The organism is Bradyrhizobium sp. HKCCYLRH2015 (genome assembly GCF_051168215.1).
Taxonomy (GTDB): Bacteria; Pseudomonadota; Alphaproteobacteria; order Rhizobiales; family Xanthobacteraceae; genus Bradyrhizobium.
Window position 1 is genome coordinate 172,792 of sequence record NZ_JBNPUO010000006.1, and the last position, 23,106, is coordinate 195,897.

Here is a 23,106-nt window from a genome sequence, read left to right on the forward strand (position 1 = left end):
TGTGAAACAACGGCGCATTTCCTCAAAGGTGAGGATTTCATGGCACAGCATCCGACAGCCGAAAGCCAGCATCCGCGCGATCGGAGCCGCAACATTCTGGCCGCCGCGGCCACCGGCGTCGCTGATTTCATCGCCCAGACAGGCGGCCGTCCGGAAGCGGTGTTCGAGCGGATCGGCATCGATGCCAGCTGCCTCGGCGAGACCCGCCGCGCGCTCGACCTCGCCGACTATGTCGCGATGATGGAAGACGCCGCACAGGAGACCGGCAACGACAATTTCGGCCTTTGGTTCGGCCAACGCTACCAGCCGCGGATGCTCGGCCTGATCGGCGAGATCGCGCTGGCGGCGCCGACGCTGGGCTCGGCGATCGAGCATCTCGCGCTGTGGTTTCCCTGGCATCAGCAGGCGACCGAAACCCGCCTGACGCGCCACGACGGCTTGCTGCGGCTCGAATATCGCATTCTCGACGGCTCGATCGTCGATCGCCGGCAGGATGCCGAATTGACCATGGGCATGTTCGCGAACGTCTTCCGTGCGTGCCTGCCATCGGGCTGGGCGCCTGACATGGTGCTGTTCGAACACGCCCGGCCGGCGGCCTGGCGCGATCATGAGGCAGCCTTCGATGCCGACGTCGGCTGGTCGCAAGGCACCAATGCGCTGGTGTTTCGCGATCGCGGCCTGGACCGGGCGATGCCGGGGGCGGATCTTCCACGCCTGCAGCGGCTGACGACGGATCTTGCCGGTGTCGCCGGCTCCTGCGGCACGCCGGCGTTCCTCGATCTGGTCCGTGGCGAGATCCGGCGGCGGTTGTCGGCCGGCGCGCTTCATCTCGAGGAGGTCGCCGATGCGCTGTCGACAACGTCGTGGACGTTGCAGCGCCGGCTTGCCGAGTTCGGCGCCACCTTCTCCGACCTGGTCGAGGCGACGCGGCTCGACCTCGCCCGCCACTATCTGCGCCAAGCGCATCTGCCGCTCGGCGACGTCGCCTTCCTGCTCGGCTATTCCGAAGCCTCAGCCTTCTCCCGCGCGTTCTCGCGCTGGACCGGCTGCAGCCCGCGGCATTGGCGCCAACGGTCATTGCAGGCGACGGCTCGCAGCTAAAGCCGCGCCACCGGCATCAATCTGCCGGCATCGTCTTCTCGACCAGCCGCACCCAATAGGAGGCGCCATGGCCGAGGATGTTGTCGTTGAAGCGATAGGCCGGATGGTGGCAGTCCTTGCCGTCGCCCATGCCGAGGAAGACGAAGGCGCCGGGGCGGGCCTGCAGCATGAAGGCGAAGTCCTCGGCGCCCATCAGCGGCGGCGCATTGTCGACCACCCGCTCCGCACCGACGACGTCGCGGGCGACATCGGCGGCGACCCCGGTCTCGCGCGCATGGTTCATCGTAATCGGGTAGAGCCGCGTGTATTTCGTCGTCGCCTCACCGCCATAGGTGCGGGCGATGCCGTCGGCGACCTCGGCAATGCGGCGCTCCACCAGGTCCTGCACCTCGGGATCGAGCGTGCGCACGGTCCCCTTCAGTTCGACGGTCTCCGGAATGACGTTCATCGCCGTGCCGGCCTCGACGACGCAGATCGAGATGACCGCCGACTTGATCGGATCGACGTTGCGCGACACGATCGACTGCAGCGCGGTGATGATGTGCGCGGCGATCAGCACGCTGTCGACCGCCTTGTGGACCCCGGCACCGGCATGCCCGCCCTTGCCGCGGACGGTGATCTCGAGCTGGTCCGACGACGCCAGCATCGGGCCCGGCCGCAGCGCGAAGACGCCTTCGGGCACGCCCGGCGCGTTGTGCAGGCCGTAGACCTCCTGGATGCCCCAGCGGGTCATCAGCCCGTCGTCGACCATCGCCTTGCCGCCGGCGCCGCCCTCCTCGGCCGGCTGGAAGATCACGATCGCCGTGCCGTCGAAATTGCGCGTGTCCGCGAGATGCTTGGCGGCCCCCAGCAGCATCGCGGTATGGCCGTCATGGCCGCAGGCATGCATCAGGCCCGGCGTCTTCGACGCGTAGGGCACGCCCGAGGCTTCCTCGATCGGCAGCGCGTCCATGTCGGCGCGCAGGCCGATGGTGCGACCTGAGCTGGTCCGACGGCCGCGGATGACACCGACCACGCCGGTGCGTCCGATGCCGGTCACCACCTCGTCACAACCGAATTCGCGCAAGCGCTCGGCGACGATGCCGGCGGTGCGGTGCACCTCGTACATCAGCTCGGGATGTTCATGGAAATCATGGCGCCAGGCGGCCATGTCGTCGGTGAGCGCGGCGATGCTGTTCAGGATGGGCATGGAGGCGGTGTTCTCGTTCGGGAGGGTGATGCCCGAACCATGACCGGAACGGCGGATGGACACAAGCTCTCGCCCGCATCAGCCCTCGATCGGTGCGTGTGACAGGTACGCCAGCAGCTTCATCTCGCGGCGGCCGCGGGTGACGGTGTCGAGCACGAGGCCCGAGGAGGCCGACAGCAGCGCCATGATCATCAGGCCCATCGAGAGCACCGCGGTCGGCAGCCGCGGCACCAGCCCGGTCTCGATATAGGTGACGAAGATGGGAATCGCGAAGCCGATCGAGACCAGCGCGAGGAAGATGCCGATCGCACTGAAGAAGCGCAGCGGCTTCTCCGAACGATAGAGCTTCAGGATCGTGCCGAGGATGCGGAAGCCGTCGCGCCAGGTGTTGAGCTTGGAGACGGAGCCTTCGGGCCGCGCGTAGTATGGCGTCGCGAGCTCGGCGACCGGCAGCGCCAGCTCCAGCGCATGCACGGTCAGCTCGGTCTCGATCTCGAAGCCGTCGGAGAGGACGGGGAAGGATTTGACGAAGCGGCGCGAGAACACGCGGTAGCCGGACAGGATGTCCTTGAAGGCCTGGCCGAATACCTCGGCAAGGAAGCTCGTCAGCATCCAGTTGCCGGTGCGATGGCCCATGCGGTAGGCCGCCTGCTCCTGGTCGACGCGCAGGCCCACCACCATGTCGAGCCGCTCGCTCAGGAGACGCGCGACCATGCCGGGCGCGCTCGGCGCGTCATAGGTCGCGTCACCGTCGACCAGCACGTAGATGTCGGCATCGACATCGGCGAACATGCGCCGGACGACGTGGCCCTTGCCCTGCCGCCGCTCGCTGCGCACCTCGGCGCCGGCCGTGCGCGCGACCTCGATGGTGCGGTCCTTGGAATTGTTGTCATAGACGTAGACGGTGGCCGTCGGCAGCGCCTGCTTGAAATCGCGGACCACGGTGGCGACCGCGGCCTCCTCATTGTAGCAGGGCACCAGCACGGCGATCCGCATCGAAGCTGAACTCATCGACCCCTCTCCCCCAGGGACGGGAGACTGCCCTCATTCGGTGCAGAAATTCATAATGATCCGGCGACAACGCGCTGTTCCGGCCGCCAGGTGGGAATGACCTTAACGCCGTCCAGCACCTCCCGCAGGCGGGACCGCGTGCCGAGCGTGGTTCCCTCCGGCAGCGCGTCCGGTGCGAAGAAGCCGGTCTCCACGATCTCGAGGTTCGGTTCCGGCGGCCGGTCCTGCGTGAACCTTTTGATAACGAAGACGGCAACGTGGTCGCGCGGCGAGACGTGGCTGTTGAGGAAGATGCCGTGCAGCTCCGGCTCGCCTTCGAGCGCGATCCGGCCCTCCTCGAACAGCTCCCGCGTCAGCGCCTCGATGAACGTCTCGCCGACCTCGACGCCGCCGCCCGGCAGGTGCCAGCCCGAGACATAGCCATGCCGGACCAGGAACACGCGGTTCTCGGCATCCAGCACCACGCCGCGGACGCCCAGCGTCATGCCGCGGGCGAAGCGCCAATAGAGGTGGAAGCCGCGCCGGAGCACCGGCTCGAACCGGATCCGCAGCCGGCTCAGATGTGTCGTCATCGCTGTCGTCGTCCTGGTTGTTCTTGCGCTCGCAGGCGGGGCTTGTCATGAGAGCCGGGACATCACGAGGGATAGCACGAGATGACATCTGCTGGGCGCGCCTGCATCCGCCATCGGCACCGAGGGGCGTAATGGCTGCCTTCACCCTCGCCCACCTGTCCGACCCGCACCTCGCTCCCCAGCACAAGCCGCGCCTGTCGGAGCTCGCCGGCAAGCGCGCGCTCGGCTATCTCAACTGGACGCGCAATCGCTACAAATATCACCGCCGCGACATCCTCGATCTGCTCATCTCCGATCTGCATGCGCAGATGCCGGACCAGATCGCCGTCACCGGCGATCTGGTCAATTTCGCCCTCGAATCCGAATTCCCGCTCGCCCAGGCCTGGCTGCGGACGGTGGGGCCGCCGGACAAGGTCACCGCGATTCCCGGCAATCACGACGCCTATGTGCGCTCGACGCGGCTGCGCTTCGCCGAGAGCTTTGCCGACTATTTCGGCGGCGATGCCGAGGGACCGGCTACGTTCCCGTCGCTGCGCCGGCGCGGGCCGCTCGCGTTGATCAGCCTGTCCTCGGCCGTGCCGTCGGCGCCGTTCATGGCGACGGGACGGCTCGGCAGCGCACAGCTCGCCGCGCTGGAGCAGATGCTCGAATCGCTGGCCCACGAGCAGCTGTTCCGCGTGCTGCTGGTGCATCATCCGCTGCGCTCGGCCCACCGGATGAAGCGGCTGACCGACGCCGGGAAGCTGATCGCGCTGCTCGCGCGCCACGGCGTCGAGCTGATCCTGCACGGCCACGACCACGTGCATTCGACGATCTGGATCGACGGCCCGGAGCGCAAGATCCCGGTCGTCGGCGTGCCCTCGGCGTCGTCGATGGCGCATGGCCACTATCCGGCCGCGGCCTACAACATGTTTGCCATCAGCAGCGACGGCAATCACTGGCGCTGCGACATGACCGTGCGCGCGGTCAACGAGGCGCTGCGGGTGCGCGAGATCCGCGAGGTCCGCCTGCTTTGAGGCGCGGCCACGCCGTCAGATCTGCTGTAGGCTCGCATAGAATGCGACGCCGAACAGCGACAGCGCGCCGAGCACGAAGCCGAGCACGAACGGCCAGACCCCACCGCGCCGCCGCGGCGCCTTGGCGCTCGTCTTCGCCTGAGCCCTTGCGACGCTGAAGGCGCGCTCGCGCTCGACCATGCGGCGGGCGACGTAGTCGGTGACGGCCTTCACGATCGCCGCGATGTCGTGCGACTCGGCGAGCACGACGCGGCCGTTTCGGGTGTCCTGCACGAAGCGATACTGCCGCTTGTCACGCCCCATCACGACGTGGGCGACGACGTCGATCCACAGCCGCGGCGTCTCGCCCTGGCTGATGCCGCGATCGAACAGATCGAGCTGGATCGGGATATCCGCGAACAGCGGGTCGAGCGCGTCGTTGAGGATCTCCAGCCGCGCCACCTCGGCGTCGCGCAGATCAACCACCACGCCCGTTCGGTCTGCGGCCTCGATCCGGGCCTGGCGCAGCGCCTCGCGCAGGCGCACGGGGCGGGCTTCAGTGCTGCTGTCGGCGGCCTCGGACATCGGTCACGCTTTCACGGTTCGGCCCTGGTTTCGCCAGGTTCCCACCGTGTTAACGTAGCAGTAACCCAGTATTCTGCAATCCCCTTTCATCTTCAATGGGTTATAAGCACGCTGGCGTAACCACGAAACGGACGTGGGCGGCCTCCTCCGGCATGACCCGGCTGAGACCGCCCCGTCCTTGGGCTCTTTCCTCGAGCTTAATCAAATACCCGGCAATGCATTCCTTCCCAGCGATCAGGCCGCCGGCGCGCGCTGCGGCTCCTCGACGATCGAGAAGCGGACGCCGGCCTTGTGGCGGTTCTCCTCGGACACCTCGCGCCAGCAGTCCTCGGCCTCCTTGCGCGACTTGAACGGCCCCTTCACCTGGGCCGAGCCTTCCACCAGCTTGTGGAAATTCATCGAGCCGAACTCGCCGCCGATCACCCAGAAATTGCTGGTCATGAGACCCTCCTTCAACCGTCACAACTTTGACAGTGCATTGCGAATTGCGTGACAGGAGATAAACGCGAAACTGGCAGCTTCGTATAGAGGCCTTGTTTTCGAATGGTGATGTCATGTAACATCATCACTTGTCATAAATGTCATTTTGTCAATTTTGTCACAATCCGAGGGCCGGTCGGCCATGAGGGGATCGCGATGCCCGGTGAGTCCGGAAAGAAGCTGTTCGTCGGGCCCCGCTTCCGGCGCATCCGCCAGCAGCTCGGGCTGTCCCAGACCCAGCTCGCCGAGGGCCTCGGCATCTCGCCGAGCTATGTCAACCTGATCGAGCGCAACCAGCGCCCGGTCTCGGCCCAGATCCTGCTGCGGCTGGCCGAGGCCTATGATCTCGATCTGCGCGATCTCGCCACCGCGGACGAGGACCGCTTCTTCGCCGAGCTCAACGAGATCTTCTCCGATCCGCTGTTCCGGCAGATCGAGCTGCCCAAGCAGGAACTGCGCGACCTTGCCGAGCTCTGCCCCGGCGTCACCCATGCGCTGCAGCGGCTGTACGCGGCCTACGCCGAGGCCCGGCGCGGCGAGACCCTGGTGGCGGCGCAGATGGCCGACCGCAACGACGGCGCCCGCTTCGAAGCCAACCCGATCGAGCGGGTGCGCGACCTGATCGAGGCCAACCGCAATTATTTCGCCGAGCTCGAGCAGCAGGCCGAAGCCTTGCGCGACGCGCTCGACGTCCCGGCCGAAGGACTCTATGCCGCGCTCGCCGCGCGGCTGCGCGAAAAACATTCGGTGCAGACCCGTGTGATGCCGGTCGACGTCATGCGCGAGACCTTGCGCCGCTACGACCGCCATCGGCGTCAGCTGCTGATCTCCGAGCTGGTCGACGGGCCCGGCCGCACCTTCCAGCTCGCAGTCCAACTCGGCATGGCCGAATGCCTCCCACAGTTCGAGATCATCATCGGCCGCGCCGGCGCGCTCGACGACACCTCGCGCCGGCTCTACCGCATGACACTCGCGAGCTATTTCGCCGCCGCCGTGATGATGCCCTACGCACCGTTTCTCACTGCTGCCGAGGCGCTCAGCTACGACATCAACGTGCTGGCGCAGCGCTTCAACACCGGCTTCGAGCAGGTCTGTCACCGCCTCACCACGCTGTCGCGCCCGAACGCGCGCGGCATTCCGTTCTTCATGCTGCGCGTCGACAATGCCGGCAACGTCTCCAAGCGCTTCTCGTCGGGCACCTTCCCGTTCTCCAAGTTCGGCGGCACCTGCCCGCTGTGGAACGTGCACTCGACCTTCGACACGCCGGACCGGCTGCTGAAGCAGATCATCGAGCTGCCCGACGGCTCGCGCTATTTCTCGATCGCCCAGATGGTCCGCCGGCCGGTGGCGCCGCATCCGCTGCCGCAGCCACGCTTCGCGATCGGCCTGGGCTGCGAGATCCGCCACGCGTCGCGCCTCGTCTACGCCGCCGGCATGGATCTCGAGACGGCCGAGGGCACCCCGATCGGGGTCAACTGCCGTCTCTGCGAGCGCGAGAACTGCGCCCAGCGCGCCGAGCCGCCGATCACGCGGACGCTGATTTTGGATGAGACCACCCGGCGCGTCAGCTCGTTCGCGTTCAGCAATGCGAGGGAGTTGTGAGGGCTCCACTCTCGCCTCCGTCATTCCGGGGGCGGAGTGTGTAGCCCCGCTCTCGCAATGACACTGAAAAAACAACGCACGGACGCGAGCACACGTCACGCGGAGACACGTGAAGCTCGGATATCCGGTGCGGAGAGACATGCAGTCACCTCCTCGCGGCGCATCTGCGCCCGAGCTTTTCTGTTAGTTTGCCCCCTTTGAACACAGAGGGCGCAGGGAAGACCGGGAGCTCGCCGCCCCCATGGCCCCCGTGCGGAAAAAATGCACGGGGCAGGAACCACAGGTTCGGCTGGGACATCCCGGCCTTCCCCGCGCGATGGCTTTACGGCTTACTCCGTGCTCTCCCCAGGGACCGGCTGTCTTGCCCCTGTCATCAGCGCCATCGCAGGCGCAAACTTGATCTCAGCACCGGGAGATCAGGACCACACGGCTTGACCGTGCGCATCGAACCGTTCGTCGGCACGATCGCTCGCGCTGCAGTTCGATACGCCCATCGCATCCCGCACCCAACGCTCGTGACGACCGCGAAACGCCCCTCAGATCGAGGCGGGACAAGCGGAGTGAACATCAAATTCTGAAAAATGGAAACAGCAATATTTTTGCCGATAGGACTGGACACGAGTGATCCAGCTGAACTCGCTGACGAAATCAGTCCATCGGCGCACACGGAATTGACAGCTCGACAGGCCATGAGCCGGTAGCGCGCGCCGCAAATCCAACAAATATGCGCGGCCGATTTGCCCGACGGGCGGGCGGGGGTCGCGTAACAAGAGACGCGAGGGGAGGAGACCAGATCGCGCTGGAGCTGAACGTGATCAAGAACTCGGTATCGATAAGGCCTCCAGCTCCTCGATGCCGACAGGAGGCCTGCTTCGCCACCCCATGATGAAAGCGCGCTTGGCCAGGCCGTCCTGAACACGAGCGATCTGGGTCCGCTCTCTGGCAATCCGCGCTTGCAGCAGGGGATCGCGAGTTCCGGAGGCGGCGAGGCATTTGTTGATCACCCAACCGAACGGCTCGATGCCGGCGCGCCGCAGGTCCTCTTGGAGAGCGGCGGCCTCCGAAACGGGCGTCGTTTCCGGCAGGGTCACCAGGATGATCTGCGTGTAGCTGGAATCCTGCAATCGCATCAGCGGCGTGATCAGCCGGCCGGCGGCGCTCGGCTCCAATTGGCTCGTCATCTGGCGATGATAGGCCCCGGTCGCATCGAGCAGGAGCAGAGTATGACCGGTCGGCGCCGTATCGAGCACCACAAAGGCGCTCCGGGCTTCCGCAACCACGTGCGAGAAGGCATGGAAAACGGCGACTTCCTCCGTGCAGGGCGAAGCCAGGTCCTCAAGCAGGAGCGCCTTGCCCTGCTCATCCAGGTCGCGGCCACGGCTCGCCAGTATCTTCGCGACATAGCGCTCCGTCTCGCGCCGAGGATCGATCCGATCCACCGTCAGCCCGGGCATCGCGGCATCAACGACATCCGTGACGTGGGCCGCTGGATCGGTCGTGCTGAGATGGACGGCATGTCCGCGTCTCGCAAGGCCGACAGCGATGGCAGCGGCAACCGTCGTCTTCCCGACGCCGCCCTTGCCCATGACCATGATGAGGCCGCTATTGCGGTGAGCAATGTCATCGACCAAACGGTCGAGGCCCTGCAGGCCGACCGGCACTCCGACTTGCTCGCCAGTCGACGTCTCAAGCCGTGGACTGGACGACGACGACAACACGGCCCTGAGCGCCGCGAGACCCACAATGTCGAACCCAACCAATGGGACGTCGTCCCGCGGCAGCTTTCGCAGCGAATCCGGCATCGAGGCGAGCGCCTCATCCTGATCCCGCTCGAGTGCGCTTGCGACCGCGTCGGCAGGGTCAGTGGCGTGAAAGCGTCCGTTCACGACGAGTGTCTGATTGGAGAGGTTGAGTGCATCAAGTTCGCTCGACGTTCGCGCCGCCTCCCGGATTGCACTCCGGTCGGCGCGGGTCACCAGGACCACGGTCGTCCGCCGAGGATCGCCCAGCGCTTGAAGCGCTTGTCGAAAACGATCCTCCTGCATCTTCAAACCCGAATGTGGGCCGAGGCACGATGCTCCGCGGTCGTTGTCCTTCAGGAAACCAATCCAAGCCTTCGGCAGGCTCAGAAGCCGCAAGGTGTGGCCGGTCGGGGCCGTATCGAAGATGATATGGTCGTAACCCGCTCTGTCCCCGTCCAGCAATCCGACGAACTCGTCGAATGCGGCAATCTCGGTGGTGCATGCGCCGGAAAGCTGCTCGCGTATGGTCGATCTCTCCTGATCCGTCACCGTGGTCTCGAGCTGTTCGAGCACGCGAGATCGGTAGCTCTCGGCTGCGGCCTCAGGGTCGATATTCATCGCGAAGAGCCTTGCCGCGTTCGGCACCGGCACCGGGCTGTCAGTTAGTTCAACTTCCAACATCTCGTCGAGGTTCGACGCAGGATCGGTGCTGACCAGAAGGACACGCAATCCACGGTCCGCGAGACTGATGGCGGTCGCACAAGCGAGCGACGTCTTGCCCACACCGCCCTTGCCAGTGAAAAAGAGAAAGGGCGTCGGAGCGTTCAGCGCGCGCAATCGAAGCATTCAAATCCCTTCCAGGTGATCGTGTGCGGCATTGCCGACCCGGGAGTCGGTAAGATTTTTCTCGCCGGCGTTCGCTCGATTCGGTGCATGAACTTGGCGCGGAGTGCTAAACCGACTTCGACGTCCTTTCGGGTCACCAATCATGGTCCCTTTTCGTGCCTTGATCGGTTGCCGCAGACCAGTTGATTCGTAGAGCCCCGGCTGGAAACCTTGTTGCGATGGATCAATAATCGTGTTGCAGGAGCGCACCCATCGTCGGCATTGCGGCAGCCGCCGTGTGCGAGTCAGGACGTGGAAGATCCCAGCCCTGGATGTAGCCCCGCACCTTCCGGCGTAAGACACGAGAAGCAAAATTGCTGTGGCTGACGCGAGCAGGTCGAATGCTCACGTCTCGGCTCCATGTCCGTCACGCGGGACCGTCGCTCACGCTGCGTTCAGAACGCCGCGCACATGCTCTGCACGCGCCGGACGGATCGCCGTTGGCGCATTCAGCAGGTCGGAACTCCAAAGCCGCCTCTTGTTGGCTTGCGGTGGAACCGCAGGCCTCCAGAAGGGTTGCTCCGCAGTTCCACGCAACAGAGTGAGAATAAGTTGCATCGCCGTCAGTTCATTCAATCTGCGGCTGCGATCCCGGTCGCCGCGTCCCTGGCGCGGAGCGCGTCCGCAGCGCCGCCTGCGGCTCAGCCGTTCAGTGCAGCCACCGTGCGCGACCTCGCACGCGCCCTCGCGGCCAAGCCATTCGCCGCGCCGGACGACAAGCTGCCGGACGCGCTGGCGAAGCTCGACTACGATGCCTATCGTTCGATCCGCTTCCTGCCGGACCACGCGCTATGGCGCGGCGACGACCTGCCGTTCCAGGCGCAGTTCTTCCATCGCGGCTCGATCTACAAGGACCGGGTCGACATCTACGAGGTTGCGGACGGACAGGCCAGGCCCGTGGCCTATCGTCCCGAGGACTTCGCATTCGGCCAGCAGGTCGCGGCGTTCCCGGCGGCCGACCTCGGCTTCGCCGGCTTCCGCATCCATGCGCCGATGAACCGGCCGGACTACTATGACGAGGTCTGCGTGTTCCTCGGCGCGAGCTATTTTCGCGCGGTGGCCAAGGGTGAGATCTATGGTCTCTCCGCGCGGGGACTTTCCATCGACACCGGCGAGGCGAAGGGCGAGGAATTCCCCGTCTTCAAGGCGTTCTGGCTGGAGAAGCCGACGCCGGGCGCCACCGCGATGGTGGTGCACGCGCTGCTCGACAGCAAGAGCGCGACCGGTTCCTACCGCTTCACCATTCGTCCCGGCGAGACCACCGTGTTCGACGTCGAGGCCTCGCTGTACCCGCGCGTCGAGATCGGCCATGCCGGGCTGGCGCCGATGACCAGCATGTTCTTCTTCGGACCGAACGACCGCAACGAGGCCGACGACTTCCGACCCGCGGTGCATGATTCCGACGGGCTTGCGATGTTCAACGGCAAGGGCGAGCAGCTGTGGCGTCCTTTGAGCAATCCGCGCGACCTGCAAGTCAGCGTGTTCAACGACCTCAATCCGCGCGGCTTCGGCCTGATGCAGCGCGAGCGCAGCTATGCCGCCTATCAGGATCTGGAATCGCATTTCGAACGGCGGCCGAGCCTGTGGATCGAGCCGATCGGCGACTGGGGCGAAGGCGCCGTGGTGCTGTTCGAGATTCCGACCAAGCAGGAGATCCACGACAACATCGCCGCATTCTGGCGGCCGAAGACGCCGCTCGCCGCCAAGGGCGAGCACAACATGACCTATCGCCTGCATTGGGGACAGGACGCGCCGAAGCCGCACGCGCTGGCGCGCTTCACCCGCACCGGCGTCGGCGTTCACGGCGACGGCCGGCTGTTCGTGCTGGAGCTCGAGGGCGACGCCCTTAAAGGGCTCGATCCGGCGCAGGTCAAGGGCGTGGTGAGCGCCGACAAGGCCGAGGTGACCAACATCGTCACGCAGCCCAATCCCGAGACGGGCGGATGGCGGCTGAGCTTCCAATGCGCCGTCAATGGCGCACCGGTCGAGTTGCGCGCGGAGCTGACCGCCAACGACAAGCTCGTCTCCGAAAGCTGGATCTACCGATGGACGCCGTAGCCGCAGAGACGATGCGCGCGCCTCGTCGCGCGGAGATCAACGGCCTGCTGCCCCCAGAAGCGCCGCTCGCGATGCAGCCGTCGCCGCTCCATCATGTTCCGGCGGCGACGCAGGCGATCACGAGCGGGCCACGCATCGCGTTCCGACGCATGCTGATCTTCGCCGGCACGGCCGCGCTGACGCTGGCCGGCTGCACCAGGATGTACGAGGTGGTCGAGGTCGGCGGCGTGACCGTGCTGGAAGGCATGGTGCTGGTGCTGTTCTCGACCCTGCTCGCCTGGATCGCCTTTGCTTTCGTGTCGGCCCTGGCCGGCTTCTGCGCGATGTTCGCGCGCCGCCGCGATACGATCGCGATCGATGTCGAAGGTCCGCTGCCCGGGCTCTCGAGCCGCACGGCGATGCTGCTGCCGACCTACAACGAGGAGCCGCACGCGGTGATGGTGCGCTTGCGCGCCATGATCGAGTCCGTGGCGGAGACCGGCCAGGCCGAGCGCTTCGACTGGTTTCTTCTCAGCGACACCACCGATCCCGACATCTGGATCGGCGAGGAGGCCGCGTTCCTGGCGCTGCGCGAGGCGTGCGGCACCGATCGCGTGTTCTACCGGCACCGCGCCGACAATGTCGCCCGCAAGGCCGGCAACATCGCCGAGTGGGTGCGACGCTTCGGCGCGGCCTATGATCACATGATCATCCTCGACGCCGACAGCCTGATGAGCGGCGCGACGGTGGTGCGGCTGGCGCATGCCATGGAGCACGCCCCTCAGGCGGCGCTGATCCAGACCCTGCCCGTGATCGTCAACGGCACCAGCCTGTTCGCGCGATTGCAGCAATTCGCCGGCCGGCTCTACGGACCTGTCATCGCCGCCGGCAATGCCTGGTGGTACGGCGCGGAAGGTAATTACTGGGGCCACAACGCCATCATCCGCATCGCCGCCTTCGCGCAGGACGCGGCCTTGCCGGAGTTGCGCGGGCGAAAACCATTCGGCGGGCATATTCTCAGCCACGACTTCATCGAGGCCGCGCTGATGCGCCGCGCCGGCTGGGGAATCTACATGACGGTCGACCTCGACGGCAGCTACGAGGAAGTGCCGCCATCGCTGATCGATCACGCCGCGCGCGACCGGCGCTGGTGCCAGGGCAATCTGCAGCATCTGGCGGTGCTGCCGGCGCGCGGCCTGCACTGGGTGTCGCGGCTGCACCTGTTGATCGGCATCGGCGCCTACATCACCGCGCCGCTCTGGTTCACGTTCCTCGTGCTCGGCATCCTGATTTCGCTGCAGGCCAATTTCGTCCGTCCGGAATATTTCCCGAAAGGCTTTGCGCTGTTCCCGAGCTGGCCGGCGCAGGATCCGGTGCTCGCCGCCCAGGTCTTTGCCGCGACCCTCGGGCTCTTGATGGTGCCGAAGCTGCTCGCCTGCCTCGCGGCCCTGTTCACGCCGGCGCGGCGCCGCGGCTTCGGCGGCGGGCTGCGCCTCTGCGTCGCGGTGTTGGCTGAGACCGTGCTGGCGGCGCTGATCGCGCCATCGATGATGATCTTCCAGTCGGTCGCCGTGATCGAGATCCTGCTCGGGCGCGACGCCGGGTGGCAGGTGCAGCGCCGCAGCGACGGCGGCGTGAGCCGGCAGGAGATCTATCGCAAGTTCGCGCTGCCCACCCTGTGCGGCCTCGCCATGGCTGCCAGCGCCTATGCGGTGTCGCTGCCCCTGCTCGCCTGGATGTCGCCGGTCATCGCCGGCCTCGTGCTGTCGATTCCGATCGGCCTTCTGACGGGCGGCCGCGGCACCGGCGCCGGCCTGTTCGTGACGCCCGAGGACCGGACGCCGCCGCGCGTGCTGATCCGCGCCCGGGAGCTTGCCGGTGAGCCCGAGCCTCGCCGCGAGGCCGCGCTGGTCGCGCTGCAGCGGAATGCCGAGCTGCGGCGACAGCATGTCGATGCCCTGCCCGCGCCACGGCGCCGCGAGCCGGGTGACATCGATGTCGAGCTGACGACGGCGAAGGCCAGGATTGCCGACGCGGCCTGCTTCAGGGACGCGATCGACTTCCTCTCCCGCCGCGAAACGCTCGCCGTGCTCAACGATCGCACCACGCTCGAGCGGCTTGTCAAGCTGCCGGCCGCCGAGGCCTGAGACTGAGCTACTTGGTCAGATGCGCCGAGGCGATGGCCTGCTGGAACAGCGCAGTCAGCGCGGCGCCGATGCTGCCGCTGGAATCCACCTCGTAGTAGTAGCCGGGGCTGGCGCAAGACTTCATGATGTTGCCGATGTCGCTGCGCCACGGGGCGATGTAGGTCGTGTACCAGCTGTTGTTGGTGATCGCGAGATAGGTGGTGTAGAGCACCGCGATCTTGATGCCGCGCGCCTTCAGGGAGGTGCAGGTCGCGGTGTTCAGCGGCTCCTGGCAGCGTCCGCCGGAGAGCACGGTCTTGCTGCACGTCGTCGGGTAGGAGTAGTCGGCGACGCCGTCGGCGACGAAGAACAGCCATTTCTGCGGGCTCGTCGACGAGCCGTCGCCCTGCGTCGGGATCACGCCGTTCATGGCCGACATCGCGCCGTCGTAGTCGGTGCACATGTCGTTGTTGTAGCCGCTATAGGGGATCGTCATCAGGTCCAGCGAGCCGACCGACGACTTCACCGACGACATGCTCGACGACAGGCTGGCGATGGTCGTGAGGCCGAGCGAGCCGCAATCGCTGCCCAGGCTGTAGACCGCCATGCGGTACTGGTTGCTGACGACCTGGCTGGCGGTCGCGGTGTCCGTGAGCGACTGCGTCGCCGACCTGACGACGTCGATCCGCATCGTCACGCCCTTCTTCTTGGCGATGGAATAATAGCTGTTGGTCTGCAGCGTCTTCTTCGAGCTCGACGTATAGGTGTCGTGGCAGGCGAAAGCGCACTTGTCGGACGTCGCATTCTGCAGCGTCGTCATGTCGGCCGTGGTTGCGCCGAGGCCCTGCGACGGCGAGTTGTCGAGCAGAACGTAGAAGTCCATGTAGGTCGGGAACGAGGCCGAAGCCGACGACGAGGCCGAGACCGTCATGGTCGGGTAGCCGAACATGTGCATGAAGGCCGTCTTGACCACCACGCTGGCGCTGCCGGTCACGGTCCGGGCGGTGACGCTATCGCTGATATCGATGTTCAGCGAGTCCGCCGCCAGATTATGCGCCGCCATCTGGCCGTTGAACATGTTGGTCGCCGCCGTCTTGGCGTCCGACGCGGCGCCGCGCATCGCGGTGTAGCCGGTCGCAGCCAGCATCGCGGCGTCCATCGAAGCCGACAGCTTCGCCTTGGCGCGCACGGCCATCGAATAGTCGATCGCCGAGCCGACGAAGGCGAGGATCGGGAGCAGGGCAAGCGCGAAGATGATCGCGATGTTGCCGCTCTGGTCGCGACGGAACAGCGACAATAGTCTGAGGTATCTATTTCCGGCCAGCACGGCCACACTCCAACAAACACGGTGATGTTGCCGAAGATGTTGCGGATCAACCGTTGCATTGGAATTGATGGAATTGCCGAGAATTCGTTACGTTGCGTTTCCGATTGTCGTAAGCGGTGTCGATGCACCACTCGAAGCGACATGACCGCTATGCGGACGGTTTTCGTGGGCCGGCACGACACCGAATGACGGACGGGTCTCGTCCGCCCGCCCGCCCGATCTGCGTGGCGCCCCTCCTCTGGTACCCCGATTGCAAAGCGGCTGCGCCGATTGCATAGTCCGCGCGGTTTGCAGCGCCGGGGCGCGCTGATTCTCTGGGGGAGTTGGGGACGACGATGGCGGATGCCGATCTTGATGCCGTGATCCGGCAACTGGCCAAGCAGCAGAACAAGGCCATTCTGGCCGCGGCGAAAAAGCGCAAGGACCGCTTCAACGGCATGGCCGTCAAGGCCAAGGACAAGGATGCCAAGGAGCGCTTCAAGCTGCTCGCGCGCGAGGCGGTCGAGCAGGCCAATGCCGCCGCCCGACGGCTCCTGATCTCCGCCGACAACGTCGCGGACAGCTACGCCCGCGCGATGCGCCAGGCCGCCGCCGCGGAGCTGCCCAGGAAGCCGGAGACCAAGCAGCCGGAGAAGAAGGCCGACGGTGCGGCGGCCAAGCCGCAAGGCGGCAAGGCGACGAGCAAGGCGGCCGGGAACGATCCAGCCAAGCCCACACCGAAGAAGGCCGCGCCGAAGAAGGCCGCCAAGAAGGCTTGAGCCGGGCTCCGAACGTGGGAGCCTCCCTCCGCAAGATTGCGCCCTCGACAACAACCTTCGCCGGGCCTTTCGACTTGCCTCCGCAACAATCTGTCCGGATGACTGCATGAAGGTGCTGGTTTGGCATGTGCCAAGCAGATGTTCATGCTCATCGTGAAGCTACGGCTTCAGGACGACAGAGAACAGGCGAAAGCCCGCGATCTTCGGAAACGCCTCCGCGGCCTCGGGCGAGACCAGGGCCACCACGGCCGCGCTCACCTCGCCATTGTTCAACCGGGTGATCGCGGTGGCCTGCCCTTCCAGCAGCAGCACCTCCGTCGCACCGGCCGCATTCATGGCCGCGGTGATCTTCGCGTTGGACTTGGCATAGCGCTCGTCGATCGCGATCACCTTGCCGCTGAGATCGCCTACGCCACGCACGGTGGGACGCGCCAGCAGCACAGCGACGAGAGGACTTTCGCCGGGTCCTTCGGGGACACGCAGCGCGGTCATCCGCTCGGCGAGCTCGGCGGCCACCGTCACCGCAGCCACCATGACGTCGTTCTGGACCTTGGCCGGACTCGGCGTGTCCGTCGTGGCGGCGGGGGTCTTGATCACCGGCGAAGGTGCTCCGTCAGCCGGCGCAGGCGAACCGGGCCGCGGCGTTCGCGCCGGCGCCGCGAGCGGCTTCTCGATCGGTTTGTCAACCGGCCTTTCAGTCGGCTTCTCAGCCGGCTTGGCGGTGACGATTTGCGACTTGACCCGGCGCTTTGCGGCACGGGCGTGCTTGCGCTGCAGAGCCGCGCGGCGCGCGACCGCAGGCTTGTGGATCGTGGTGATAGGCTCCAATGATTGCGGCGACTGGTCGGCGACGGGACCGTCCACGCATGGCCTTCCGCTCAGATCGACGCAAGACGATGCCACCTGCGGCGTGACCTGGTGGCTGCAGCCGGCCAGCGCCAAGGTTGAAACGACGGCCAACGCGCCGAGACAAAGCGCTCTCACTTTTCCGCTCCTGACGACTCTCCCGCGCACGAGACGCGCCTCTGCTCTGGCCTGCTATTTCAAGGGTCATCGGTTAAACTCAGGCTTAAGCGCCGGTCCCGGCACGCGGACTCAGTGAGGCGTGGTTAATGTCGCGCGCACAAGGCGGCGACATTGGCCGGCCTCGACCGCGCGACTCAAGCATTCCCCCAGCCGACATCAAATAGGCTTCACGGACAGCGATCTTCGGGGGCTGCGATTGAGGGGCGCGCTTGCGGACCACGGACATGCGGGGATGGGCCAATGAATGTCGACAGCACGGCATCTGCCGTGTGCGTTGCCGTGGGTCTGGGCCTCGGCACAGCCAGCGATCGGGGCGGTTCACGGCGCTCGCCGGCCGCTCCGTGAGCTTCACCGCCAAGCTGGTCGGGCCGGAACGTCCGATCTACGAGCTGACGGATTGACGCAGCCGGCCGGTGCGGCACGCTGCGCCCGGCACGAATTCCGTTGATCGGATCGCCGCGCGCCGCCATGTTGCGGCAGGCTCGTCGCGACGCGCCGCGTTCCCTGCGCCCGCCGCGGCGGAACGAAGCGCCGCCGCAGATGTTTCTCGAACTTGCGAAGGATGCTCCATGGCCAAGACAGACCCCGCAGCCGGCAAGCCGATCGCCAATGCTGCGCTCGCCAACATTCCGCGGCTGATCACGGCCTATTATGCGCTGAAGCCCGACCCGCACGAGCCGACCCAGCGCGTCGCGTTCGGCACGTCGGGGCATCGCGGCTCGTCGTTGAAGACCGGCTTCAACGAGAACCACATTCTCGCCACCAGCCAGGCGCTCTGCGACTACCGCCGCCAGCAGGGCCTCGACGGCCCCCTCTTCGTCGGCATCGACACCCACGCGCTGGCCGAGCCCGCGCTGGCCAGCGCGCTCGAAGTGTTCGGCGCCAATGGCGTCGAGGTGATGATCGACAAGGACGGCGGCTACACACCGACACCGGTGATCTCGCACGCCATCATCTCCTACAACAAGGGCCGCACGGCGCATCTCGCCGACGGCGTCGTCATCACGCCGTCGCACAATCCGCCGGAGGATGGCGGCTACAAATACAATCCGCCGCATGGCGGCCCCGCCGACACCGATGCGACGGGCGAGATCGAGCGGCAGGCCAATGTCTATCTGGCCAACGACCTCGATGGCGTATCGCGCATCAGCTACAGCCGGGCCAAGCAGAGCGGCTCGGTGCACACCTACGACTACATCACGCCCTACGTCGCCGATCTCGCCAACACCGTCGATCTCGAGGCCGTCAAGTCCGCGGGCATCAAGATCGGCATCGATCCGCTCGGCGGCGCGGCGATTGCCTATTGGGCGCCGATCATCGAGCGCTACGGCCTCAATGCCACCATCGTCAACGATCTCGTCGATCCGACCTTCCGGTTCATGACCGCGGACTGGGACGGCAAGATCCGCATGGACTGCTCGTCGCCCTATGCGATGGCGAGCCTGATCGGCATGCGCGAGCGCTTCGACGTCGCGTTTGCCAACGACACCGACGCCGACCGCCATGGCATCGTCACGCGCTCGGGCGGGCTGATGAATCCGAACCACTATCTGGCGACCGCGATCTCCTATCTGTTCGCGCACCGGCCCGACTGGCGCAGCGACGCCGCCATCGGCAAGACCATCGTGTCGAGCTCGCTGATCGATCGCGTCGCGCAGAAGCTCGGCCGCAAGCTGGTGGAGACGCCGGTCGGCTTCAAATGGTTCGTCGAAGGGCTCGGCTCCGGAAGCTTCGGCTTCGCCGGCGAGGAGAGCGCGGGCGCCTCGTTCCTGAAGCGCGACGGCACGGTGTGGACCACCGACAAGGACGGCCTGATCCTCGGGCTGCTCGCGGCCGAGATCATGGCCAGGCGCGGCCGCGACCCGAGCGAGCTCTACAAGGAGCTGACGGCAGAGCTCGGCGCGCCGGTCTATGAGCGCATCGACGTGCCGGCGAGCCCGCCGGCAAAGGCGGCGCTGAAGGCGCTGACGCCGGAAATGCTGAACCTGAAGGAGCTCGCCGGCGATCCCGTCCGCATGGTGCATACCAAGGCTCCGGGCAACGGCCAGTCGTTCGGCGGCATCAAGGTCGAGACCGACTACGGCTGGTTCGCGGCGCGCCCCTCCGGCACCGAGGACGTCAACAAGCTCTATGCCGAGAGTTTTCGCGACGCCGAGCATCTCAAGCGGATCCAGAGCGAGGCCCAGGCGGCGCTGGCGAAGGTTGGGTGAAGAGGGCGAGTAGCGAATGGGGGCTTCCTCATCCCCTATTCGCTACTCCCTATTCGCCATTCGCCCCTTTCCACCATTCGCTTCCCCCTCGCCTTTTCCTTTCCCTCCGTATCGGATATCGATGGATGGACAAGGAATTAGACAGCCATCGGTGAGACCGGATGCGAAGCTCTTCGACTGCCTTGCGCGTCACCTTCAGCGCGCTCGCAACCTCGTTCATGCTGGTTGTCAGCGCCACCGCGCAAATGGCGCCGGAGGCTGCGGCGCCGCGGCCCAAGCCGGCGCCATCGATGCGCGCCGCGGCCTGCCATAACGGCCAGAGCTTCGACCGGTTTCTCGCCGAGCTGAAGCAGCGTGCCATTGCCGAAGGCGTGTCTCAGAGCGCGATCGCGGCCGCCTCGCCCTACCTCACCTACAACCAGGGCATCGTCAATCGCGACCGCGGCCAGCGCGTGTTCGGTCAACTGTTCACCGAGTTCGCCGGCCGGATGGCCGCGCCCTACCGGATGCAGAACGGCCAGCAGCACATCAAGGCGCACGCGGCAGCGTTCGCGCGCGCCGAGAAGGAGTATGGCGTGCCCCCGGCGGTCATCGCCGCGTTCTGGGGTCTGGAGAGCGATTTCGGCGCCAACATGGGCAATTTGCCGGTGCTGCCGTCACTGGTGTCGCTGGCCTATGACTGCCGCCGCAGCGAGCGCTTCCAGAACGAGACCATCGCCGCATTGAAGGTCATCGACCGCGGCGATCTCACGCCGTCAGAGATGATCGGCTCCTGGGCTGGCGAGCTCGGCCAGACCCAGTTCCTGCCGACCCACTACGTCACCTATGCCGTCGACTATGACGGCGACGGCCGCCGCGATCTCCTGCGCAGCGCGCCCGACGTGATCGGCTCGACCGCCAACTACATCGCGACCGGACTGAAATGGCGCCGCGGCGAGCCGTGGCTGGAGGAGATCCGCGTGCCGCAGACGTTTCCCTGGGAGCAGGCCGACCTCACCGTCAAGGCGCCGCGCAGCAAATGGACCGCCCTCGGCGTGACCTATGCCGATGGCCGGCCGCTGCCGAACGATGCGCTCGAAGGCTCGGTGCTGCTGCCGATGGGCCGCAACGGCCCGGCGTTCCTGGCCTACGCCAATTTCGCCGCCTACACCGAGTGGAACAACTCGCTGATCTATTCGACCACGGCGGCCTATCTCGCCACCCGCATCGCGGGCGCAGCGCCGATGCGCAAGCCAGCCGGTCCCGTCGCGCAACTGCCGTTCAACGAGATCAAGGAGCTGCAGCAACTCCTGGTGAAGGCCGGCTTCGACGTCGGCAAGGTCGACGGCGTGCTGGGACAGCAGAGCCGGACGGCGGTCAAGACGATGCAGCTGCGGCTCGGGCTGCCGGCGGATTCCTGGCCAACGGCGGAGCTGCTCGTACGCATGCGCGGCGCGCCGCGCGCGCAGGCCGCACCAGCTTCGGCAACAGCAACGCGCTAGGTGAACCCACATCGGCGCGCGATGTCGGGCGTCGCCCAAGAGCCAAATGATCGCTCCGGATCACGACCTGTCGTCCGTCATGTCGGCCCTAGCTAGTCCGGACAGTGGACTCCCAAGGCCGGGATGCCAGGCGGCTGCCTTGGGCCAACAAGAGACATGGTAGCCGCAAGCACGGTCTTACTCGTGCCGCCAGACCTTTACCGCTGAGATCACCAAAATCGCGGCAAGTCCCGGCAGGAGAATTGCGCTCGGCACAGAGCCAAGAAGGAAGGCGCCGATGAACGTGCCAAGCATTGATCCCGCGGCCATAGCGAGCATGAACGGCCAATTGGCGCGCAGTGCTGAAAAGCTTTGGTCGCGGCTGTAGCGCGCGAAACCCACCACCATCGTCGGAAGGCTTACCGCAAGCGAAAGGCTGCCCGCCAGCTTCACGTCGGCACCGAACAACAGGATCAGCGTGGGGATTAGAAACTCTCCCCCGGCAACGCCAAGCAACGACGCGACAACACCAATGGCGAAGCCCGCGACCGCGCCCGCGATAATCAAGTATGCACCGGTCAGCGGCGGCATGGTGGCCGTTGTGGCATCGTGCGCGAACAGCAGCACGCCAGCAATCACGACCAACAGAACGGCAATGATTTTGTAGAGCGTTTCGGACTTGAGGCGTGTGGCCCAAGATGCCCCGACATATGCGCCGATGAGGCTGCCAGCCAGCAAGTTGAGGATGATCGGCCAATGCGCACCAATCGCGGCGAACGGTACGGAGCGAGCCCGGAACGGCAGTGCGGTCGCCACCACGACGAGGCTGGTCGCCTTATTCAAAATCACAGCTTCGAGACCGCGAAACTTGAACGCGCTGATGAGCAGCGGCAGACGAAACTCGGCACCGCCGAGGCCGATAAGGCCGCCTATGGTGCCAATGGCTGCACCGCTGCCGAAAGCGGCGGGATTGCTTCTCATGGGAACACGACCGAAAGGGCGCCAGAATGCGCCAAGCCTCACTTGCCCATGTTCCGTCGTGGCGGGGAGCTTCACACCTGCTTACGGCAGGGCGTGGGGCTTACGGACACTAAGCCAAGTCCGAGGTGTTGGCAAACACAGTGGCCCCCAAAGTCCGTTGCCATGAGTTGGTCAATGAGGTCTCTCCGTCGGACATGCGGCCGTCCATTCCGAACGGTCGGCGGCTCGTTCGCATGCCCGCGCCCCCCGTTCTCGCGGATATCCCCCCTTCCATGCGAGTGGTCGACAGAGCGGAGCTCTCGCAGGCCGCCAAGGTGAAGCGCGCGGCGGCCCCAAAATGCGAGAAAGATGCAGTTGCATTCTCTTGAACGCCGCCCCATCTCCGAGGGCGCGCGCTTTCGTCGCGACGTCTCCTGCCAAGAGAGAGCATCACATGTCCTTCTACGATTCGACCGTCCCGGCCTACCTCCAGATCCTCGGCAGCCTGTCCGGCCTGCTCAGCAAGGCCGAGGCCCATTGCGAAGCCAGGAAGATCGCCCCCGAGGTGCTGCTCGGCGCACGCCTGTATCCGGACATGCTGCCGCTCTCCAAGCAGATCCAGCTCGCCTGCGACTTCGCCGCCAAGGGGTGCGCGCGGCTGTCCCACAGCGAGATCCCCAGCACGCCCGACACCGAGACGACATTCGCCGAGCTCCGCCAGCGGCTCGCCAAGACCGTCGATTACCTCAAGGCGTTCACGCCGGCGCAGTTCGACGGGGCCGATAGCCGCGACGTGACCTTTCCCAGCGGGCCCAACACCACCCTGACCCTGAAGGGGCAGGACTTCGTTAACCGCGTCTCGTTTCCCAACTTCTATTTCCACGCTGCGATCGCTCACGGCATTCTCCGCCACAACGGCGTCGACATCGGCAAGCGGGACTTCCTGGGCGTGGCCTGATCCCCTTTCGTGGACTGCGACAGGCTGTCCAGCGGACGGCCAGTCGCGGCCGCTCCATCGCGCGGCTCGTCTGCGCCGGACG

General features: G+C 66.0%; 18 protein-coding genes. 9 read left to right on the top strand and 9 right to left on the bottom strand.

Translation table 11 applies throughout. From position 1 onward, the window contains the following. The first annotated feature begins 39 nt into the window (after positions 1 to 39). Entirely contained in the window at positions 40 to 1,101 is a 1,062-nt protein-coding gene (qhpR, locus tag ACQR1H_RS17340) for an AraC-like transcriptional regulator QhpR (protein ID WP_316217337.1), read from the top strand. A gap of 16 nt (positions 1,102 to 1,117) precedes the next feature. On the opposite strand, the gene ACQR1H_RS17345 is transcribed toward qhpR, so the two are convergent. From ACQR1H_RS17345 to ACQR1H_RS17355, 3 genes are all read right to left on the bottom strand, one after another. Further along, the gene (locus ACQR1H_RS17345; protein WP_315802762.1) at positions 1,118 to 2,290 is read right to left on the bottom strand and encodes a M20 aminoacylase family protein; all 1,173 of its coding nucleotides are present in this window, start codon (positions 2,288 to 2,290) and stop codon (positions 1,118 to 1,120) included. Positions 2,291 to 2,368: 78 nt separating this feature from the next. Then, entirely contained in the window at positions 2,369 to 3,301 is a 933-nt protein-coding gene (locus tag ACQR1H_RS17350) for a glycosyltransferase family 2 protein (RefSeq protein ID WP_434890979.1), read from the bottom strand. A gap of 50 nt (positions 3,302 to 3,351) precedes the next feature. Beyond that, positions 3,352 to 3,873, bottom strand: a complete 522-nt coding sequence (locus ACQR1H_RS17355; protein ID WP_316178103.1) for an NUDIX domain-containing protein — start codon at positions 3,871 to 3,873, stop codon at positions 3,352 to 3,354. Positions 3,874 to 4,004: 131 nt separating this feature from the next. Here ACQR1H_RS17355 and ACQR1H_RS17360 point away from each other — a divergent pair, with 131 nt between their 5' ends. Further along, on the top strand, positions 4,005 to 4,889 hold the full coding sequence (locus ACQR1H_RS17360) for a metallophosphoesterase family protein (RefSeq protein ID WP_316178101.1): 885 nt from the start codon (positions 4,005 to 4,007) through the stop codon (positions 4,887 to 4,889). 15 nt (positions 4,890 to 4,904) lie between these two features. On the opposite strand, the gene ACQR1H_RS17365 is transcribed toward ACQR1H_RS17360, so the two are convergent. Continuing rightward, on the bottom strand, positions 4,905 to 5,453 hold the full coding sequence (locus ACQR1H_RS17365) for a hypothetical protein (protein WP_434882536.1): 549 nt from the start codon (positions 5,451 to 5,453) through the stop codon (positions 4,905 to 4,907). A 234-nt stretch (positions 5,454 to 5,687) separates the two neighbouring features. Next, positions 5,688 to 5,894: a DUF4170 domain-containing protein gene (locus ACQR1H_RS17370; RefSeq protein ID WP_006612464.1), complete on the bottom strand. Its 207-nt coding sequence runs from the start codon at positions 5,892 to 5,894 to the stop codon at positions 5,688 to 5,690. A 195-nt stretch (positions 5,895 to 6,089) separates the two neighbouring features. Between ACQR1H_RS17370 and ACQR1H_RS17375 the strand changes: the two genes are divergently transcribed. Then, complete coding sequence (locus tag ACQR1H_RS17375; RefSeq protein ID WP_315802757.1) at positions 6,090 to 7,535, top strand: helix-turn-helix domain-containing protein; 1,446 nt, start codon at positions 6,090 to 6,092, stop codon at positions 7,533 to 7,535. An 815-nt stretch (positions 7,536 to 8,350) separates the two neighbouring features. Here ACQR1H_RS17375 and arsA read toward each other — a convergent pair. Next, positions 8,351 to 10,123: an arsenical pump-driving ATPase gene (gene arsA / locus ACQR1H_RS17380; protein WP_434907904.1), complete on the bottom strand. Its 1,773-nt coding sequence runs from the start codon at positions 10,121 to 10,123 to the stop codon at positions 8,351 to 8,353. Between the two features lie 591 nt (positions 10,124 to 10,714). Here arsA and ACQR1H_RS17385 point away from each other — a divergent pair. Beyond that, positions 10,715 to 12,220, top strand: coding sequence for a glucan biosynthesis protein G (locus tag ACQR1H_RS17385; protein ID WP_434907905.1), 1,506 nt, complete (start codon positions 10,715 to 10,717; stop codon positions 12,218 to 12,220). After that, complete coding sequence (mdoH, locus tag ACQR1H_RS17390; protein ID WP_434907906.1) at positions 12,208 to 14,346, top strand: glucans biosynthesis glucosyltransferase MdoH; 2,139 nt, start codon at positions 12,208 to 12,210, stop codon at positions 14,344 to 14,346. The genes ACQR1H_RS17385 and mdoH overlap by 13 nt, the downstream gene beginning before the upstream one ends. A gap of 7 nt (positions 14,347 to 14,353) precedes the next feature. On the opposite strand, the gene ACQR1H_RS17395 is transcribed toward mdoH, so the two are convergent. Continuing rightward, the gene (locus ACQR1H_RS17395; protein ID WP_434907907.1) at positions 14,354 to 15,652 is read right to left on the bottom strand and encodes a TadE/TadG family type IV pilus assembly protein; all 1,299 of its coding nucleotides are present in this window, start codon (positions 15,650 to 15,652) and stop codon (positions 14,354 to 14,356) included. A gap of 335 nt (positions 15,653 to 15,987) precedes the next feature. On the opposite strand from ACQR1H_RS17395, the gene ACQR1H_RS17400 reads away from it, so the two are divergent. Beyond that, entirely contained in the window at positions 15,988 to 16,410 is a 423-nt protein-coding gene (locus tag ACQR1H_RS17400; RefSeq protein WP_316217346.1) for a hypothetical protein, read from the top strand. Positions 16,411 to 16,569: 159 nt separating this feature from the next. Here ACQR1H_RS17400 and ACQR1H_RS17405 read toward each other — a convergent pair whose 3' ends face one another. Further along, positions 16,570 to 17,274, bottom strand: a complete 705-nt coding sequence (locus ACQR1H_RS17405) for a hypothetical protein (protein ID WP_434874658.1) — start codon at positions 17,272 to 17,274, stop codon at positions 16,570 to 16,572. A gap of 731 nt (positions 17,275 to 18,005) precedes the next feature. Between ACQR1H_RS17405 and pgm the strand changes: the two genes are divergently transcribed. Beyond that, complete coding sequence (gene pgm / locus ACQR1H_RS17410; RefSeq protein WP_434907908.1) at positions 18,006 to 19,646, top strand: phosphoglucomutase (alpha-D-glucose-1,6-bisphosphate-dependent); 1,641 nt, start codon at positions 18,006 to 18,008, stop codon at positions 19,644 to 19,646. A gap of 245 nt (positions 19,647 to 19,891) precedes the next feature. Further along, complete coding sequence (locus ACQR1H_RS17415; protein ID WP_434907997.1) at positions 19,892 to 21,127, top strand: lytic murein transglycosylase; 1,236 nt, start codon at positions 19,892 to 19,894, stop codon at positions 21,125 to 21,127. Positions 21,128 to 21,304: 177 nt separating this feature from the next. Here the strand turns inward: ACQR1H_RS17415 and ACQR1H_RS17420 are convergent, their stop codons facing one another. After that, the gene (locus ACQR1H_RS17420) at positions 21,305 to 22,087 is read right to left on the bottom strand and encodes a sulfite exporter TauE/SafE family protein (RefSeq protein WP_434907909.1); all 783 of its coding nucleotides are present in this window, start codon (positions 22,085 to 22,087) and stop codon (positions 21,305 to 21,307) included. A 433-nt stretch (positions 22,088 to 22,520) separates the two neighbouring features. Here ACQR1H_RS17420 and ACQR1H_RS17425 point away from each other — a divergent pair, with 433 nt between their 5' ends. Then, the gene (locus ACQR1H_RS17425; protein ID WP_316178084.1) at positions 22,521 to 23,024 is read left to right on the top strand and encodes a DUF1993 domain-containing protein; all 504 of its coding nucleotides are present in this window, start codon (positions 22,521 to 22,523) and stop codon (positions 23,022 to 23,024) included. The last annotated feature ends 82 nt before the right edge of the window (positions 23,025 to 23,106 follow it).